Raw genomic sequence first — 16,051 nt, 5'->3', positions numbered from 1 at the left:
ACCGCGCTGAGGCGAACCTCAGGTAGGCGGCGTGCCGTTTTCGGCCAGGACCGCGCCGGCCAGGTAAAGCGACCCCCCGATCAGGATGCGCGGCGTCGGGCCGTCCCAGGTATCGCGCAGCAGCATCAGGGCGCTGGCGACGGAGTTTACCGGTTCGGCCGTCAGCCCGGCTTCCGTGGCGCGGATGGCCAGTTCGTCGTTTGGCACGCCGGCGTCGCTCTGGCTCACTGGCACCGTGTAGACATGCTTGACTAGGCCCTTGAAGGCGCGGAAATAGCCGCTCTGGTCCTTGGTGTTGATCATGCCCGAGATGAGGAACAGTGGGCGCGGGTTCTTTTCCTCCTGCTCGGCCAGCGCTTCGGCGACGACCACGCCGGCGCCCGGATTGTGGCCGCCGTCGAGCCAGATGTCGGCGCCCTTCGGTGCCAGTTCCGCCAGCTTGCCCTGCACCAGCTTCTGCATACGGCCCGGCCAGGCGACGTTGGTCATCGCCTTCTCGGCGGCGCGGTGGCTGATCTCGAAACCGGCGGCCTTGACCGCGGCGATCGCCGCCGCCGCATTCGCAAATTGGTGGCGACCGGGCAGACGCGGTGATGGCAGGTCCATCAGGCCATCATCGTCCTGGTAGACCATGCGGCCGTTTTCCTCGAAAGCGAGAAAATCCTGGCCATAGACCAGGGTCGGACATTCCAGCCGCTCTGCGGTGTCGATCAGCGTCTGCAGCGCGGTCTCGCTTTCCTGCGCGCCGATGACCACCGGGCAGCCGCGTTTCATGATGCCGGCCTTTTCGGCGGCGATCAACTCGACACGGTCGCCGAGATAGGCCTCATGGTCCATCGAGACCGGCATGATCACCGACACGGCCGGCCGCGCGATGACATTGGTGGCATCGAAGCGGCCGCCAAGACCGACCTCGATGATGGCGGCATCGGCCGGATGTTCCGAAAACAGGACGAAGGTGACAGCGCTGAGTATCTCGAAGACGGTAATCTTCTGGCCGCCATTGGCCTTTGCGACGCGGGCAATGGCCTCGGCGAAGATGTCATCGTCGACCAGCCTGCCGCCGCCCTCGGCCGCAAGCCTGTAGCGCTCGTGCCAGCTGACCAGATGCGGCGAGGTGTGGACGTGGACGAGCCGGCCGGAAGCTTCCAGCAGCGCCCGCGAGAAGGCTGCGCAGGAACCCTTGCCGTTGGTGCCGGCGATGTGGATGACCGGCGGCAGCAGGTCCTGCGGGTTGCCCAGCCGCTCCAGAAGCCGCGTGATGCGGTCGAGCGAAAGGTCAAAGCCTTTCGGGTGAAGCGCCATCAGGGCTTCGATTTCGCGGTCGGCGGCAAGCGTCGTCATGGCACAATCCCGGCGCATGGCCCGAGAGCCAGAATCGCTCCCGCAATGACCACGGCTATCAAAAAGCTACAGCGCGCCACGGATGCTGCGCAATCGCTGTCCGCGGCGGCCAATGTCGCGTCAGGCCAGTCTCACGTCAGGCCGGTGTCGCGGCCGGCCATGTAGCGTCAAGCTTGCGGCCGGGCTTCGGCGGTAAGCACGGCCGGCGGCATGATTTCCGGTTCCAGTGGCTTTTGCTCCTCGGGCATCTTGAGCAGCATTTTCAAAAGCCGCGCGATCGTCTGGCGCATTTCCAGCCTGGACACCACCATGTCTACCATGCCGTGCTCCATCAGATATTCGGAGCGTTGAAAGCCGTCCGGCAATTTCTCGCGGATGGTCTGCTCGATGACGCGCGGACCGGCAAAACCGATCAACGCTCCTGGCTCGGCGATGTGCACATCGCCCAGCATGGCGTAGGAGGCGGTGACGCCGCCGGTGGTCGGGTTGGTCAGCACGACGATGTAGGGAAGGCCGGCTTCCTTCAGCCGGTCGACACCGACCGTGGTGCGCGGCAGCTGCATCAGCGACAGGATACCTTCCTGCATGCGGGCGCCACCGGAAGCGGCGAATAGGATCAGCGGTCGCTTGCGCTGCAAGGCGACCTCGAAGCCATGCACGATGGCGTCACCCGCCGCCATGCCGAGCGAGCCGCCCATGAAAGCGAAATCCTGCGCCGTCACCACGACTGGCAGGCCCTCGACGGTCCCCAGCGCATTGATGATGGCGTCTTCCAGGCCAGTCTTGGCCTTGGCGTCCTTCAGCCGGTCGACATAGCGTTTCTCGTCGCGGAACTTCAGGGGATCCTGCATGACCTTGGGATTGTCCAGAGTCTCGTACTTGCCGTCATCAAAGAAGAATTTCAGCCGCTCCTTGGCCGAGATCTTCATATGATGGCCGGAGGACGGGATGACGAACTGGTTGGATTCCAGGTCCTTGTGGAACACCATCTCGCCGGTCTCGGGATCCTTGATCCAGAGATTCTCGGGCATGTCGGTACGCCGGCCGAGCATCGAGTTGATCTTCGGGCGAACGTAATTGGTGATCCAGTTCATCGCTTCGGTTCCTGTCCTGACGAAGAGTTGGGAAGAGAAGTAGGAAAACTATTCGGCAGCAGCAAGGCGGGCCGAGCGCACGCCTTGCGCAAGGCCGCTGACTAGCGTGGCGACCGCCTCGGCCGGATCAGCGGTCTTTTCGCCCTTCGGCCCCAGCACATTGGCAACCGCATTGACGATCGCCGTGCCCACGACCACGCCGTCGGCGTTGGCGCCGATGACGCGCGCCTGTTCGGCGGTCTTGACACCGAAACCGACGCAGACCGGCAGGTTGGTGTGACCCTTGATACGCTGGACCGCCGTAGCGACCTTGCCTGTGTCGGCAAGCGCCGAGCCGGTGATGCCGGTCATCGACACGTAGTAGACGAAGCCGGACGTGTTCTGCAGCACCTTGGGCAGGCGCTTGTCGTCAGTGGTCGGCGTCGCCAGCCGAATGAAGTTGATGCCGGCCTTCAACGCCGGGATGCAGAGTTCCTCATCCATCTCCGGCGGCAGGTCGACGACGATCAGCCCGTCAATGCCGCTGGCAATCGCATCCTTCAGGAAGCGGTCGACGCCGTAGATGTAGATCGGGTTGTAGTAGCCCATCAGCACGATCGGTGTTTCATCGTCGCCGGCGCGGAAGTCCGACGCCATCTTCAGCGTCTTGACCAGCGTCTGGCCGCCTTTAAGCGCCCTGAGGCCGGCGGCCTGAATCGCCGGGCCGTCAGCCATCGGATCGGAAAACGGCATGCCGAGCTCGATGACGTCTGAACCGGCGCCCGGCAGCGCCTTCATGATCGACAGCGAGGTTGCATAGTCGGGGTCGCCACCCATGAAATAGGTGACGAGCGCCGGACGGCCTTCGTTCCTGAGCTTCGCCATGCGGCGGTCGATGCGGGTTGCCATGATCAGATCTCCATGCCCAACATCGAGGCCACCGTGTGCACGTCCTTGTCGCCACGGCCGGACAGGTTGACGATGACGATCTGGTCCTTGTCCATGGCGGGTACGATCTTGACGGCATGAGCGATGGCGTGCGCCGATTCCAGCGCCGGGATGATGCCTTCGACGCGCGTCGTCAGCTTGAAGGCTTCCAGCGCCTCGTCGTCGAGAATAGGCACATACTCGACACGGCCCGAGTCGCGCAGCCAGGAATGCTCCGGACCGACGCCGGGATAATCGAGGCCGGCCGAAATCGAATGGCCGTCCATGATCTGGCCGTCGGCGTTCTGCAGGAGATAGGTGCGGTTGCCGTGCAGCACACCGGGAGAACCGGCATTCATCGAAGCGCAATGCTCGATGCCGTCGAGGCCGCGCCCGCCCGCTTCGATACCGATGATGCGAACGTCCTTGTCATCGAGGAAGGGATGGAACATGCCGATGGCGTTGGAACCGCCACCGACAGCGGCGATGATGGTGTCGGGCAGCCGTCCCTCCTGTTCGAGGATCTGCGCGCGGGCTTCCGTACCGATCACCGACTGGAAGTCGCGCACCAGCTCCGGATAGGGGTGCGGACCAGCGGCGGTGCCGATCAGGTAATAGGTGTCCTCGACATTGGTCACCCAGTCACGAAGGGCTTCGTTCATGGCGTCCTTCAGTGTGCCGTGGCCCGCGGTCACCGGCCGCACTTCGGCGCCGAGCAGCTTCATGCGGAAGACATTGGGGCTTTGCCGGGCAACGTCGGTCGCGCCCATATAGACGACGCAGGGAAAGCCGAAGCGGGCGGCGACGGTCGCGGAGGCCACGCCATGCTGGCCGGCGCCCGTCTCGGCGATGATGCGCTTCTTGCCCATGCGCTTGGCCAGCAGGATCTGGCCGAGGCAATTGTTGATCTTGTGCGAGCCGGTGTGGTTCAGGTCCTCGCGCTTGAAATAGACTTTCGCGCCGCCAAGATGCTTCGTCAGGCCTTCGGCGAAATAGAGCTTCGAGGGCCGCCCGGCATAGTGGGTCGACAAGTCGGTCAACTCAGCCCTGAAGTCCGGATCGTTCTTGACCTCGTTCCAGTTCTTCTCCAGGTCGAGGATCAGCGGCATCAGCGTTTCGGCGACGAAGCGACCGCCGAAAATGCCGAACATGCCCTGTTCGTCGGGTCCGGTGCGGAAGGAATTGGGTGTCGCCGGCTTGTTCATCGCCGATCTCCTAGATCTGTACTTTGAGCATGTCCCTGTCGGAAAACCGGTTCCCACTTTTCCGGGACATGCTCAGGGTTCGAAATTTTGTTCAGGCGGCGCGGTCGTCCCGCGCGGCCCTGACGGCCCGGAAAAACTGTTCGATCAGCGCCGGATCCTTGACGCCCGGCACACTTTCCACGCCCGACGAAATGTCTATTGCGGGCGGATTGGCAAGCCGAAGGGCATCGCCGATATTGGCGGCGTTGAGCCCACCGGAAAGCATGTAATCGATCCCGGCGTCAAGGCCGGCGAGGATGCGCCAGTCGAAGGCGACGCCGTTGCCGCCCGGCAACTCGGAGCCCTTGGGCGGCTTGGCATCGAACAGGAAGCGGTCGGCAACGCCGATGAACGACCTTATCCGGTCGAGATCGGCAGCCTCGCTGAGCGGCAACGCCTTCATCACCGGCAGCCCATGGCGGGCTTTCAGTTCGGTCACCCGCTCGGGGGTTTCGGAGCCGTGCAGTTGCAGCATGTCGGGCTGCATCTTCTCCACGATTTCATCGAGGACGGCGTCGCTGGCATCGACCGTGACGACAACCGCCAAGGCCTTGCCGCGCGCCGCTTCGCGCAGACGGCCGGCTTCGGTCGGCTCGACGTAACGGGGGCTTTTTGGAAAGAAAATGAAGCCGACATGGCTGGCGCCGCCGGCCAGGGCCGCGGCCATTGCCTGGTCGGTTTTCAAACCGCAGATCTTGATGTCGAGCGCCATGGCGCGGGAATTGGCACGAAAAGCGCCAAGAGTCGAGAAAAAGCATGCTGTTTGCCGGCAAGGTGAAAGGCGCTACCTATTGATGGACAGCATGCAAGGCGGGAGCACAGCCATGGCCGACCAGACCGTTGCCGAACTGAAGCAGAAGATCGCGCAGGCGCGCGAGGTCATCGCGCATCTGATGGACAAGGCCGCGTTCAACGGCGCCGAAGCGCATCGGGCGCTGGATTATTTCGGCGGCGACGCCTTCGACCGGAACTTTCTGCCCTGGCCGCATCATGGCGAAGAGGGGCTGCGGCCGGAGGAGTTGAATGCGGCGAATGACGACTAGCGGCCTTCCCTGGGGCCGTCCATACATGACGAAGTGGCGAAGCCTTCGCCTGACTCCAGGTGACTCCGCCGCACCCTACTCAAACACGATCGCCTGCAGGGCGCCGCCATTGCGCTTCAGCCAGTCCTTGCAGCGCTCGGTGTCGGGGCAGAGCTTTTCGCACAATTTCCAGAATTTCGGCCCGTGGTTCATCTCCTTGAGATGCGCCACCTCATGTGCAACGAGGTAGTTGATGACCGGCTGCGGCGCCATCATGATGCGCCAGGAGAAGGAGAGATTGCCTTCGGAGGTGCAGGAGCCCCAGCGGCTGGAGGTGTCCTTATAGCGGATCGCCTTGGCGCGCTTGCCGAGCGCCTCGGTGTGCCTGACGACCAGCTTCTCGATCTCCTTCTTGGCCTCGCGCTTCAAGAAATCGGCGATGCGGCGCGGCAGATGGATGCGCTCGCCATGCACGATCAGCAGCGGACCGCGCTCGTCGCGCGATATGGTTACGGTGCCGCGCTTTGACGGCTCGTGGACGATGCGGTGCGGCACGCCGCGCACCGGGATCTTGATGCCCGGCCGCACCTGCGGCCGCGTCGGCACCTTGGCCAGCCGCTGCTCCAGCCAGTCCTGGTGGCGGTCGAGGAACCTGTCCACCTCGCCGCGGCGCAGGCCCGGCGGCACGGTGATGCGCAGACCCTGACCGCCGGAATCGATGCGCAGCGTCAGGCGTTTTGCCCTGGCGCTCTCGACGATCTTGAGCGGCAGGGTGCGGCCGGCGACACAGTATTCCCGCTCCACGGCAGGCGTGGGTTTGGGCTTCGTCAGATTGCGGAAGAACCCGATGGTCATGGCGGGACGATACGCGATTCGAGGAAAACGAATAGAACAAAAAAGAAACGGCGCCGCTCGCGCGACGCCGTCATTACACCTTGGCCCTGTCGCCTGGCCTCAGTCGTCGAGCAGGTTCGAGCCTTTGCCACGCTTGGTGGGGGTCGTTCCGGTGCCCGGATCGGTCTTGGTCGGCGCGGTCGACTTGTTGCGGTTGGCCATGAACCGGTCGAACTCGTCCTGATCCTTGGCGCGGCGCAACTCGCGGGCATACTCGTCGAACTGCGTCAGCATCTCGTCGAGCTTGCGGCGCTCTTCGTTCAGGCGCTCAAGCTCCTTTTCGCGCCAGTCGTCGAAAGCGACGTTGCCGGTGCGGGCGGAGCCGTTGCCCCAGCGTGCGGCCTTGTCGGAACCACGGCGGCAACCGGCGAAGATGCCGTCGGTCGCGCGATTGACGTCACGCTTGAAGCCCTCAAGCCGGTCGCCCCAGATGATGTAGGCGAGCATGGCGAAGCCGAGCGGCCAGAACACCATGAAGCCGATCACCATCAACGCGATGGTCGCCGGCGTCCAGGCCGGGCGGATCAATGCAGATGTGTTCATTTTCTCCCATTCCTTCGGTTGGAGACAGCCAGAACCGGCTGCGTGGAATCGAAATGGGAAGGCGAAAACGGCGATTCAAGACAATGTCGGCCAAAACCGGACAAGCTTCTGAAATGATTGCCGCTTTTTGAGCATATCGAGGAAAAGCATGGCCAAACCGGCGATCAGGCCCCAAAATGCCGCACCGACGCCGAACAGCGTCAGCCCGGAGGCGGTGACGACGAAGGTGACGGTGGCTGCCATCCGGTCATCCTCATCCCTAAGCGCGATCGCCAGCGCGTTGGCGAGCGAGGCCATCAGCGCGAGACCCGCCACAAGCACAATCAGGCTCTGCGGCAGGACGGCGAAGATCGCCACCAGCGAAGCGCCGAAAATCGCGAAGATCAGATAGGCAAGCGCATAGAACGGGCCGGTCTTCCAGCGTTCGGCCGGATCGGGATGGACGTCCGGCCCGGTGCATATCGCCGCCGAGATCGCCGCCAGATTGGTGGTTGCGGCCCCGAAAGGCGCCGACAAGAGCGAAAATAGGCCGGTGACACCGATCAGCGGGCCTGGCTCGGGGTGGTAGCCGGCGGCGCGCAGCACAGCGAGGCCGGAAAGGTTCTGCGAGGCCATGGTGACGAGATAGAGCGGCAGCGCCAGGCCGATAATGGCCTTGGCGGTGAAATGGGGAGCAATGAACGTCAGTGTCGACAGTTCGGGCGCGGGCAAGCCGCCGACACGGCCGGTAAGGAAGGCGGCAAGGCCACCGCCAACCAGCACCGCCAGTACCGATAGCGCCGGATTGAACAGCCGGATGACAAAGAATGCGGCGATCAGCGGCAGGATGAGCCAAGGGTCCGCTGGAATGGCTTTCATGGCATTGATGGCGAAGGTGACGACGATGCCGGCCAGCATGCCGGAAGCGACCGAAGCCGGTATTCTCGATATCAGCCGGGTCAGCGGCCCAAACAGGCCGGTCGTGACCAGCAGGACGCCGGTGATGATATAGGCGCCGACGGCCTCGCCCATCGAAAAGCCACTCGAGGCGGCGACCAGTGCCAGGCCCGGAGTCGACCAGGCGGTGATGACAGGCATTTTCGTGCGCCATGACAGCCACAGGCACTCGACCGTCATGGCCAGACAGATCGCCGTCACACCGCTTGCCGTCTCGACCTGCGTCGCGCCGACCGCCTTGGCGGCGGCGATGACGATGGCCAGCGTGCCGCCAAAGCCGACGATGGCCGCGACGAAGGCGGAGACCGGGATGGAAAGGCGCATGGTCATCTGCCTCTGCCTCGTCCGGCCATGTCACCGACGGCCCGCACCAGCATGTCGAGATCTTGCGGCCGCGACAGGCGATGGTCGCCGTCGGGAATCAGCGACAGCGTGACATCGTCGGCCGGCAGCAGGCTGACCAGCCTCAAGGCGTGGCTCGACGGCACGTCCGCATCGGCCAGCCCCTGCAAGATGTGAACCGGGCAATGCGTGTCGATAGGCCCGGTCATCACCCGGTTATGGCGGCCATCCTCGATCAGGGCGCTCGTGTAGATGTAGGGTTCCGCGGAATAGTCCGACGGCTCCGCGAAGTAGCCCTTTTTGGCGAGGTCGCGCTTCTGCGCCTTGGTCAGCACGGGTTCGACCAACTCACTGGTAAAATCCGGCGCCGGCGCCAGCAGCACCATGCCGACCACGCTTGTGTCGCCCGCCTTGCGCAATTCCTGCACCATGCGCAGGGCGATCCAGGCACCCATGGACGAGCCGACCAGGACCTGATCGCCCCTGGCGAAATTCCGGAAAACCGCAAGGCTTTGCGCAAGCCATGTCGAAATCGTGCCGTCAGCAAAAGCGCCGCCGGATTCGCCATGGCCCGAATAGTCGTGCCGCAGGAAGGCGCGGCCTTCTCGTGCCGCCCAGTCCGACAGCGTCTCGGCTTTCGTGCCCAACATGTCCGACTTGTAGCCGCCGAGCCAGACGATGCCGGGCGTCGAGCCCGCCGAATGGCGCACGGCGATATCGGATCCATCAACATCCAGAAAGATCGGAGCGGCGGTCATGGCTGTGGGGCGGTCCTGGTTTTTTTCACGCCTGCTTTTGGCACGGCCGGAGGCAAGGCGGAAAGTGCTCGCGATGTTTCTTTGCTTGGCACAGGCTCGTGATCAGGTGATTTCCTGAGAACGCTGTGCTATTGACTTGCGCCGCGCGCTTCCCACATTGGCGCGTCCACACAGATTTGTACGAACCCCGAACGAAACGGCCAAGGAGACCACGACCATTCGCAGACCTTTCAAAGCAGCGGCGCCGACCAAGGATGGGCCGCGCTCCAACCGTGATATCCGGGTTCCCCGGGTCCAGCTTATCGACGCCGAAGGCCAGAACCGCGGCGATGTTTCCATCAACGACGCATTGCTGCTCGCCGAAGAGGCCGGGCTCGATCTGGTTGAAATATCGCCCAACGCGGTGCCGCCCGTTGTAAAAATCCTCGATCTCGGCAAATTGAAATACGCCAACCAGAAGAAGGCGGCCGAGGCGCGCAAGAACCAGAAGGTCATCGAGATCAAGGAGATCAAGATGCGCCCGAACATCGACAGCCATGACTACGAGACCAAGATGAAGGCGGTCCGCCGCTTCTTCGAGGAAGGCGACAAGGTCAAGCTGACGCTGCGCTTCCGCGGCCGCGAGATGGCGCATATGGAACTCGGCATGCAGCTTCTGAACAAGGTGCGCGAGGAGGTGGCGACCATCGCCAAGGTGGAAGCCGAGCCGAAGCTCGAAGGCCGCCAGATGATGATGGTGCTGGCGCCGCGCTAAGCAGGCTCCGCTCGCTTCGCAACGCGTCGTCTGCATAGTTTCCATGGTTGTCGCGGGTTCTCACCGCAAACCGTGAACGCTTTTGCGGAACCCGCTTGGATCACGATGACGTCAGGTCTAGTCATCGCGCTAAAATCCGCCTGAATTGTGCTACAGGGCGTCCCGACGACCGGCGGGACGCCTATTCCTGGCTAGAGCTGCGATCGCCGGCTAAGCTCCTCGACGATCGGAACCCAAACTTGGACACAGAATACAAACACGGGCTGGGCAACTACCAGCGGATGCGCCGGCTGGTGCTTGCCGTGCTCGTCGCGGTGCTGTTTCTGGCACTGCTGTTCGGCCAATCGACGTTCCCGCCGGACACGCCGGTGCACGAATCGATCGAGATGTTCGGCGTGCTGTTGATTTTCCTCGGCATCGTCGGGCGCCTCTGGGCGACGCTCTATATAGGCGGGCGCAAATCCTCCGAAGTGGTCACTGGCGGGCCCTATTCGATCACCCGCAACCCGCTCTACGTGTTCTCGACCGTGGCCGCCGCCGGCGTCGGCGCGCAGATCGGTTCGTTCTCCGGCATCATCCTTTTCGCGGTTCTGTGCGCCGGCGCCTTCCATATCGTCATCCTGCGCGAGGAGAAATTCCTCAAGGAAGCGCTCGGCGCACCGTATGCCGACTATCTGGCGCGCGTGCCGCGCTTCTTCCCCAAGCTTTCGCTCTACCAGGAAGGCGAAACCGGCAGCTTCAAGCCGCGCCTGCTGTTGACCACGCTGCTCGACGGACTGGTGTTCCTGATCGCGCTGCCGGCTTTCGAACTGATCGACGGCGCGCAGCTGTCGGGCATGCTGCCGGTGTGGTTCAGGCTGCCCTGACCGGGGACAGCGCGCGTCGCACGGCCTGAGGTGTTGCGCCCGCGCCATCTTTGATCTATAGCACCGCCGTTCCAAGAAAACCGCCCGGCAGGGCATGCCGTGGCGGTTTCATTTGCTTTTCGGGCTTTGGTCGGCCTGAAGCGAACAAGAAGCGCGATCGTGCGCCAACATTACGGAGTAGCAAAATGCCCAAGATGAAGACCAAATCGGCCGCCAAGAAGCGGTTCAAGATCACAGGTACGGGTAAAGTCCTGTCGGCTGCGGCCGGCAAGCGTCACGGCATGATCAAGCGTTCCAACAAGTTCATTCGAAATGCCCGCGGCACGATGGTTCTGGCTGAACCGGATGGCAAGAAGGTCATCAAGAATTTTCTTCCGAACGGCCTCTAAGGCATTCGGTCCGGACACGCATTTGTTTTACGCAATTCCGAACGGAAAACCGCAAGCACTTTTCCTGGAATTGCTTTTAAGGAGATCATGACATGGCACGCGTAAAAAGAGGCGTCACCTCGCACGCCAAGCACAAGAAGGTCCTGAAAGCCGCGAAAGGCTTCTACGGCCGCCGCAAGAACACCATCCGCATCGCCAAGCAGGCGGTGGAAAAGTCGCTGCAGTACGCTTATCGCGACCGCAAGAACCGCAAGCGCTCGTTCCGCGCGCTGTGGATCCAGCGTATCAACGCCGCGACCCACGAGCACGGCCTGACCTATGGCCGCTTCATCGACGGTTTGAACAAGGCCGGCATCGAGATCGATCGCAAGATCCTGTCCGACATGGCCATCCACGAGCCGCAGGCTTTCGCCGCCCTGGTCGCGAAGGCCAAGGTCGCGCTCGAATATCTGAAGAACACCACGCCGAATGCTTTTGAGAGCGCTGTCGCCTAGAGCATGATGCCAAAAAGTTTCTGACTTTTTGGACAACATCATGCTCCAGGGAAATTAGCGGGGAGCGCGATCTTTTCCGAAAAGTCTGCAACTTTTCGGGATCGGGCTCCGAGCCCAGCGCTTCCCAAGCACTTTCGACACTTGATTTGGGGAACCCGCGCTGGCACGGCTGGCGCGGGTTTTTCTTACGCCTGAACTTTCACTCCAAACGTGACTTTCACGTCCAGAGCGATTTCCAACGCAGCGAGCTTGATCGTGAACGACGCAACCATTGGCCTTGATGCACTCGAAAATTCCCTGATGGCTGACATCGCCTCGGCCGCCGACGAGGCGTCGATCGAGGCCGTGCGTGTCTCGGCGCTCGGCAAGAAGGGTTCGGTCTCCGAAATGCTGAAGACGCTTGGCGCGATGAGCGCCGAGGAACGGCAGGTGAAGGGCCCGGCGATCAACGGCCTGAAGAACCGCGTCACCGATGCGCTTGCTTTGCGCAAGGCGGAATTGAAAGACGTGGCGATCGCCGCACGGCTTGCCGCCGAAAAGGTCGACGTGACGCTGCCGGTGCGGCAGTCGCCGGCCGAGCGCGGCCGCATCCATCCGATCAGCCAGGTCATCGACGAGATCGCGGCGATCTTCGGCGATCTCGGCTTTGCCATTGCCGAAGGGCCTGACATCGAGACCGACTACTATAATTTCACCGCGCTGAATTTCCCGGAAGGCCATCCGGCGCGCGAGATGCACGACACCTTCTTCTTCCAGCCGGACGAGAAGGGCGAGCGCAAGCTGTTGCGCACCCACACCTCGCCGGTGCAGATCCGTACCATGGAGAAGCAGAAGCCGCCGATCCGCATCGTCATTCCCGGCAAGACCTACCGCCAGGATTCCGACGCCACCCATTCGCCTATGTTTCATCAGGTCGAGGGGCTGGTGATCGACAGGTCGGCCAACGTCGCCAACATGAAGTGGGTGCTGGAAGAGTTCTGCAAGGCCTTCTTCGAAGTGCCGCAGGTCAAGATGCGCTTCCGGCCGTCCTTCTTCCCGTTCACCGAGCCGAGCCTCGAGGTCGACATCCAGTGCGACCGCTCGCGGCCAGGCGAAGTGCGCTTCGGCGAAGGCTCCGACTGGATGGAGATCCTCGGCTGCGGCATGGTCCACCCCAACGTGCTCAGGGCCGGCGGGCTCGATCCCGACGAGTACCAGGGCTTTGCCTGGGGCATGGGCATCGACCGCATCGCCATGCTGAAATACGGCATGCCGGATCTGCGCGCCTTCTTCGACGCCGATGTGCGCTGGCTATCGCATTACGGCTTCCGGCCGCTCGACATGCCGACTCTGTTCGGAGGCCTGAGCGCGTGACGGTCCTGAAGCCTCCTGCTGCCAGCTATTACGGAACAATCCAATGAAATTCACCCTCTCCTGGCTCAAGGATCACCTTGAAACCGACGCCACGCTGGCCGAGATCGTCGAGCGGCTGACCTCGATCGGCCTCGAGGTCGAGCATGTCGACGACAAGGCGGGCCTGAAGCCCTTCGTCATCGCCAAGGTGCTGACGGCGGTGCAGCATCCCGATGCCGACCGGCTGCGGGTGCTGACCGTCGATACCGGCGACGGCAAGCCGCCGGTGCAAGTGGTGTGCGGCGCGCCGAATGCCCGCGCCGGCCTGATCGGCGCCTTCGCCGCGCCCGGCACCTATGTGCCCGGCATCGACGTGACGCTGACGGTCGGCAAGATCAGGGGCGTCGAAAGCCACGGCATGATGTGCTCCGAGCGCGAGCTGGAACTGTCCGACGAGCACAATGGCATTATCGACCTGCCAGAGGATGCGCCGGTCGGCACCAGCTTTGCCGCTTACGCGCATCTCGACGATCCGGTCATCGAGATCAATTTGACGCCGAACCGGCCCGATGCCACCAGCGTCTACGGCATCGCCAGGGATCTCGCGGCGAGCGGACTTGGCCGCCTCGTCGGCGGTGCGATCATGCCGCATGTCGGCAGCGGCATGTGCCCGGTGAAGGTGACGATCGAGGCACCGGAGCTTTGTCCCGGATTCGCGCTCAGGCTGGTCAGGGGCGTCAAGAATGGCCCCTCGCCGAAATGGCTGCAGCAGCGGCTGATCGCCATTGGGCTCAGACCGATCAGCGCGCTGGTCGACATCACCAATTACGTCACCTTCGACCGCGGCCGGCCGCTGCACGTCTTCGATGCCGCCAAGGTCGCCGGCAATCTCGTCGTGCGCCGCGCCAAGGATGGCGAAACGGTGCAGGCGCTCGACGGGCGCGAATACACGCTGACGCCGGAGATGTGCGTGATCGCGGACGACAATGGCGTCGAGTCCATTGCCGGCATCATGGGTGGCGAACACTCCGGCTGTGACGAGAACACGACGGACGTGCTGATCGAATCCGCTCTTTGGGACCCGATCACCACGGCCCGCACCGGCCGCACACTCGGCATCATCACCGACGCGCGCTACCGTTTCGAGCGCGGTGTCGATCCCGAATTCATGGTGCCGGGTATCGAGTTGGCGACGAAGCTGGTGATCGACTTCTGCGGCGGCACCCCGACCGAGACCGAGGTGGCCGGATATGCCGGACATCAGCCGAAGATCGTTTCTCTTCCCTTGTCGGAAGTGAAGCGGCTGACCGGCATCGAGGTGCCGAAGGCGGAGAGCCTCGACATCCTGTCGCGTCTCGGCTTCCACGCGCAGGGATCGGGCTACGTCGTCGACGTGACCGTGCCCTCCTGGCGTCCCGATGTCGACGGCAAAGCCGACCTGGTCGAGGAGGTCATGCGCATCCATGGCGTCGACAATATCGCGCCGCAGCCGCTCGGCGCGCATGACGTGGTCAACGGCAAGATCCTCACGACGCTGCAGATCCGCACCCGTGCCGCCAAGCGCTCGCTTGCCGTGCGCGGCATGATGGAGGCTGTTACCTGGTCGTTCATTCCCGCCAGGCACGCCGAGTTGTTCGGCGGCGGCCAGACGGCGCTGAAGCTTGCCAACCCGATCGCAGCCGACATGTCCGACATGCGGCCCTCGCTCCTGCCGGGGCTGATTTCGGCCGCACAGCGCAACGCCGACAAGGGCATCGGCGACGTTGCCTTGTTCGAAGTGTCGGGCACCTATGAAGGCGATGGCGCCGACCAGCAGCGACGCGTCGCCGCCGGCGTGCGACGCGGCACGGCCAAGCTCGACGGCTCAGGCCGCAACTGGGCCGGCAATTCCGGCCCAGTCGGCGTGTTCGACGCAAAGGCCGATGCCATCGCCGCGCTCGAAGCCTGCGGCGCGCCGGTCGACCGGCTGCAGATCGAGGCCGGCGGACCGGCCTGGTATCACCCCGGCCGTTCCGGCACGATCAAGCTCGGTCCAAAGACCGTGCTCGGCACGTTCGGCGAGTTCCATCCGAAGACGCTGGAAGGGCTCGATGTCTCCGGACCGCTATGCGGCTTCGAAGTGTTCGTCGATGCCGTGCCCGAGCCGAAGGCCAAGCCGACGAAGACCAAGCCCAGGCTGGAGCTGTCCGCTTTCCAGGCGGTGAAACGCGATTTCGCCTTCGTCGTCGACAGGGCCGTCGAGGCCGGCACGCTGGTGCGCGCCGCACTTGCCGCCGACAAGAAGCTGATCACGGCTGTCTCGGTCTTCGACATCTTCGAAGGCGCGTCACTCGGCGAGGGCAAGAAGTCGATCGCCATCGAAGTGTCGATCCAGCCGGTCGAAAAGACGCTGACAGACGAGGATTTCGAGGCGCTGGCCAGGCGCATCGTCGACAATGTCGGCAAGCAGACGGGCGGCGTGCTCAGGGCATAGAGAATTCAGGATTGCGGGCAGGTGGCGAATCGCCCTCAAAAGGGCGATGGACCATCTCGCGTATTCCGGGCTTCCTTTTGAGCCACAGCGTGCGGCGTTTCTCGACATCGTCGCGGCTGATCCGCTGCTGTGTGAAACGCTGGCGCGAGTGCGCGACCTTGCCTTGCCGGATTGGCTGGTGGTTTCCGGCGCGCTCTACAACAGCGTCTGGAACCATCTGACCGGCAAGCCGTCGGGCTACGGCATCAGGGATATCGACCTTTTCTATTTCGATGACTCCGACCTGTCCTATGACGCCGAGGACGCCGTCATCCGCAGGGCGGCGGCACATTTCGAGGGACTGCCGCTGCCGGTCGAAGTGCGCAACCAGGCCCGCGTGCATCTTTGGTATCCGCAGAAGTTCGGGCAACCCTGCCCGCGCTATGCGAGTGCCAGTGAATCCGTCAGCTATTTCGCCTCGAAGACGCATGCGGTCGGTGTGCGCTACGGCGGCGATGGGCAATTGGAACTCGTGGCGCCATTCGGGCTCGACGATCTCTTCTCGTTTCGCATCACACCGAACCGAGTGATGGATAACCGGCGGACGCATGAGACGAAGGGCAAGCGGGCAAAGGAGAACTGGCCGGAGATTTCGGTTGCGCCGTGGTGAGTGGCGGAAAT

General features: G+C 63.3%; 17 protein-coding genes. 8 read left to right on the top strand and 9 right to left on the bottom strand.

Annotated elements, in window-relative coordinates:
• Nucleotides 1-18: 18 nt before the first annotated feature.
• The 5 genes from FJ434_RS04055 to FJ434_RS04035 all read right to left on the bottom strand — a co-directional run bounded on the left by FJ434_RS04055 (nucleotide 19) and on the right by FJ434_RS04035 (nucleotide 5,300).
• Nucleotides 19-1,344 carry a folylpolyglutamate synthase/dihydrofolate synthase family protein gene (locus tag FJ434_RS04055; protein WP_140748887.1) on the bottom strand — a complete coding sequence of 442 codons (1,326 nt, stop codon included), beginning with the start codon at nucleotides 1,342-1,344 and terminating at the stop codon, nucleotides 19-21.
• Nucleotides 1,345-1,511: 167 nt separating this feature from the next.
• On the bottom strand, nucleotides 1,512-2,438 hold the full coding sequence (accD, locus tag FJ434_RS04050; RefSeq protein ID WP_140748884.1) for an acetyl-CoA carboxylase, carboxyltransferase subunit beta: 927 nt from the start codon (nucleotides 2,436-2,438) through the stop codon (nucleotides 1,512-1,514).
• A gap of 48 nt (nucleotides 2,439-2,486) precedes the next feature.
• Nucleotides 2,487-3,326, bottom strand: coding sequence for a tryptophan synthase subunit alpha (gene trpA, locus FJ434_RS04045; RefSeq protein WP_027143876.1), 840 nt, complete (start codon nucleotides 3,324-3,326; stop codon nucleotides 2,487-2,489).
• Between the two features lie 2 nt (nucleotides 3,327-3,328).
• Nucleotides 3,329-4,549 carry a tryptophan synthase subunit beta gene (gene trpB, locus FJ434_RS04040; RefSeq protein ID WP_027143875.1) on the bottom strand — a complete coding sequence of 407 codons (1,221 nt, stop codon included), beginning with the start codon at nucleotides 4,547-4,549 and terminating at the stop codon, nucleotides 3,329-3,331.
• A gap of 91 nt (nucleotides 4,550-4,640) precedes the next feature.
• Nucleotides 4,641-5,300: a phosphoribosylanthranilate isomerase gene (locus tag FJ434_RS04035; protein WP_140748881.1), complete on the bottom strand. Its 660-nt coding sequence runs from the start codon at nucleotides 5,298-5,300 to the stop codon at nucleotides 4,641-4,643.
• Between the two features lie 112 nt (nucleotides 5,301-5,412).
• On the opposite strand from FJ434_RS04035, the gene FJ434_RS04030 reads away from it, so the two are divergent.
• Nucleotides 5,413-5,631: a hypothetical protein gene (locus FJ434_RS04030; RefSeq protein ID WP_140506871.1), complete on the top strand. Its 219-nt coding sequence runs from the start codon at nucleotides 5,413-5,415 to the stop codon at nucleotides 5,629-5,631.
• A gap of 75 nt (nucleotides 5,632-5,706) precedes the next feature.
• Here the strand turns inward: FJ434_RS04030 and FJ434_RS04025 are convergent, their stop codons facing one another.
• From FJ434_RS04025 to FJ434_RS04010, 4 genes are all read right to left on the bottom strand, one after another.
• Nucleotides 5,707-6,465 (bottom strand): M48 family metallopeptidase, encoded by a 759-nt coding sequence (locus FJ434_RS04025; RefSeq protein ID WP_027143872.1) that lies wholly within the window; start codon nucleotides 6,463-6,465, stop codon nucleotides 5,707-5,709.
• 99 nt (nucleotides 6,466-6,564) lie between these two features.
• Nucleotides 6,565-7,047, bottom strand: a complete 483-nt coding sequence (locus FJ434_RS04020; protein WP_027143871.1) for a DUF2852 domain-containing protein — start codon at nucleotides 7,045-7,047, stop codon at nucleotides 6,565-6,567.
• 75 nt (nucleotides 7,048-7,122) lie between these two features.
• Complete coding sequence (locus tag FJ434_RS04015; protein WP_140506894.1) at nucleotides 7,123-8,307, bottom strand: benzoate/H(+) symporter BenE family transporter; 1,185 nt, start codon at nucleotides 8,305-8,307, stop codon at nucleotides 7,123-7,125.
• 2 nt (nucleotides 8,308-8,309) lie between these two features.
• Nucleotides 8,310-9,083: an alpha/beta hydrolase gene (locus tag FJ434_RS04010; RefSeq protein WP_140748878.1), complete on the bottom strand. Its 774-nt coding sequence runs from the start codon at nucleotides 9,081-9,083 to the stop codon at nucleotides 8,310-8,312.
• Nucleotides 9,084-9,300: 217 nt separating this feature from the next.
• Between FJ434_RS04010 and infC the strand changes: the two genes are divergently transcribed.
• From infC to FJ434_RS03975, 7 genes are all read left to right on the top strand, one after another.
• Nucleotides 9,301-9,837 carry a translation initiation factor IF-3 gene (gene infC / locus FJ434_RS04005; protein ID WP_010912915.1) on the top strand — a complete coding sequence of 179 codons (537 nt, stop codon included), beginning with the start codon at nucleotides 9,301-9,303 and terminating at the stop codon, nucleotides 9,835-9,837.
• A gap of 239 nt (nucleotides 9,838-10,076) precedes the next feature.
• A complete protein-coding gene (locus FJ434_RS04000; RefSeq protein ID WP_140748875.1) occupies nucleotides 10,077-10,703 on the top strand; it encodes an isoprenylcysteine carboxylmethyltransferase family protein in 627 nt (208 codons plus the stop codon).
• Between the two features lie 185 nt (nucleotides 10,704-10,888).
• On the top strand, nucleotides 10,889-11,092 hold the full coding sequence (gene rpmI, locus FJ434_RS03995; RefSeq protein ID WP_006201248.1) for a 50S ribosomal protein L35: 204 nt from the start codon (nucleotides 10,889-10,891) through the stop codon (nucleotides 11,090-11,092).
• A gap of 92 nt (nucleotides 11,093-11,184) precedes the next feature.
• A complete protein-coding gene (rplT, locus tag FJ434_RS03990) occupies nucleotides 11,185-11,586 on the top strand; it encodes a 50S ribosomal protein L20 (protein ID WP_006201247.1) in 402 nt (133 codons plus the stop codon).
• Between the two features lie 300 nt (nucleotides 11,587-11,886).
• Nucleotides 11,887-12,939 (top strand): phenylalanine--tRNA ligase subunit alpha, encoded by a 1,053-nt coding sequence (gene pheS, locus FJ434_RS03985; RefSeq protein ID WP_246672882.1) that lies wholly within the window; start codon nucleotides 11,887-11,889, stop codon nucleotides 12,937-12,939.
• Between the two features lie 43 nt (nucleotides 12,940-12,982).
• Nucleotides 12,983-15,391, top strand: coding sequence for a phenylalanine--tRNA ligase subunit beta (pheT, locus tag FJ434_RS03980; protein ID WP_140748872.1), 2,409 nt, complete (start codon nucleotides 12,983-12,985; stop codon nucleotides 15,389-15,391).
• A 46-nt stretch (nucleotides 15,392-15,437) separates the two neighbouring features.
• A complete protein-coding gene (locus FJ434_RS03975; RefSeq protein ID WP_140748869.1) occupies nucleotides 15,438-16,040 on the top strand; it encodes a nucleotidyltransferase family protein in 603 nt (200 codons plus the stop codon).
• Nucleotides 16,041-16,051 lie beyond the last annotated feature (11 nt).

The organism is Mesorhizobium sp. B2-5-13 (assembly GCF_006440535.1).
In the GTDB taxonomy this organism is placed as follows: Bacteria; Pseudomonadota; Alphaproteobacteria; order Rhizobiales; family Rhizobiaceae; genus Mesorhizobium; species Mesorhizobium salmacidum.
This window is presented reverse-complemented; position numbering and strand designations above follow the sequence as displayed.

Excerpts from the sequence above, each read along its gene's own strand:
- FJ434_RS04055 (WP_140748887.1), bottom strand. The coding sequence starts at position 1,344 with ATGACGACGCTTGCCGCCGACCGCGAAATCGAAGCCCTGATGGCGCTT.
- accD (WP_140748884.1), bottom strand. The coding sequence starts at position 2,438 with ATGAACTGGATCACCAATTACGTTCGCCCGAAGATCAACTCGATGCTC.
- trpA (WP_027143876.1), bottom strand. The coding sequence starts at position 3,326 with ATGGCAACCCGCATCGACCGCCGCATGGCGAAGCTCAGGAACGAAGGC.
- trpB (WP_027143875.1), bottom strand. The coding sequence starts at position 4,549 with ATGAACAAGCCGGCGACACCCAATTCCTTCCGCACCGGACCCGACGAA.
- FJ434_RS04035 (WP_140748881.1), bottom strand. The coding sequence starts at position 5,300 with ATGGCGCTCGACATCAAGATCTGCGGTTTGAAAACCGACCAGGCAATG.
- FJ434_RS04030 (WP_140506871.1), top strand. The coding sequence starts at position 5,413 with ATGGCCGACCAGACCGTTGCCGAACTGAAGCAGAAGATCGCGCAGGCG.
- FJ434_RS04025 (WP_027143872.1), bottom strand. The coding sequence starts at position 6,465 with ATGACCATCGGGTTCTTCCGCAATCTGACGAAGCCCAAACCCACGCCT.
- FJ434_RS04020 (WP_027143871.1), bottom strand. The coding sequence starts at position 7,047 with ATGAACACATCTGCATTGATCCGCCCGGCCTGGACGCCGGCGACCATC.
- FJ434_RS04015 (WP_140506894.1), bottom strand. The coding sequence starts at position 8,307 with ATGCGCCTTTCCATCCCGGTCTCCGCCTTCGTCGCGGCCATCGTCGGC.
- FJ434_RS04010 (WP_140748878.1), bottom strand. The coding sequence starts at position 9,083 with ATGACCGCCGCTCCGATCTTTCTGGATGTTGATGGATCCGATATCGCC.
- rpmI (WP_006201248.1), top strand. The coding sequence starts at position 10,889 with ATGCCCAAGATGAAGACCAAATCGGCCGCCAAGAAGCGGTTCAAGATC.
- rplT (WP_006201247.1), top strand. The coding sequence starts at position 11,185 with ATGGCACGCGTAAAAAGAGGCGTCACCTCGCACGCCAAGCACAAGAAG.
- pheS (WP_246672882.1), top strand. The coding sequence starts at position 11,887 with ATGGCTGACATCGCCTCGGCCGCCGACGAGGCGTCGATCGAGGCCGTG.
- pheT (WP_140748872.1), top strand. The coding sequence starts at position 12,983 with ATGAAATTCACCCTCTCCTGGCTCAAGGATCACCTTGAAACCGACGCC.
- FJ434_RS03975 (WP_140748869.1), top strand. The coding sequence starts at position 15,438 with ATGGACCATCTCGCGTATTCCGGGCTTCCTTTTGAGCCACAGCGTGCG.